Source organism: Janthinobacterium agaricidamnosum NBRC 102515 = DSM 9628 (assembly GCF_000723165.1).
Lineage (GTDB): Bacteria > Pseudomonadota > Gammaproteobacteria > Burkholderiales > Burkholderiaceae_D > Janthinobacterium > Janthinobacterium agaricidamnosum.
This window is the reverse complement of sequence record NZ_HG322949.1, coordinates 5,940,263-5,940,508: the sequence shown is the minus strand read 5'-3', so window position 1 is coordinate 5,940,508 and position 246 is coordinate 5,940,263. Positions and strand designations below refer to the sequence as shown.

At 64.2% G+C, this 246-nt stretch carries 1 protein-coding gene (running past both ends of the window); it reads left to right on the top strand.

The whole window is internal to a contractile injection system protein, VgrG/Pvc8 family gene (locus tag GJA_RS25855; protein WP_038498129.1) on the top strand: the coding sequence, 270 nt in all, runs 8 nt past the left edge and 16 nt past the right edge, and what appears here is coding positions 9-254, spanning codon 3 (partial) through codon 85 (partial); the first complete codon in view begins at window position 2. The start codon and the stop codon both lie outside this window.

The window sequence follows — 246 nt, the reverse complement described above, 5'->3', positions numbered from 1 at the left end:
CGATGGCGACGCTGACAGCTTGCTGGTCGAGGCGTTCGCCGCCGACGAGCAAGTACATGGAATCGGTGCACGCGACATCATCGCGCTGTCGACCAGTCCTCAGATCGCACTGGCGTCGCTGCTCGGCAAACCGGCCACGCTGCATATCAGCCTGGCCGACGGCACGCGCACCCAGTTTTCCGGCTGGATACGTGAAGCCGCGATGCTGGGCAATTACGGCGGACTGACGCGCTACCGGCTGAACCT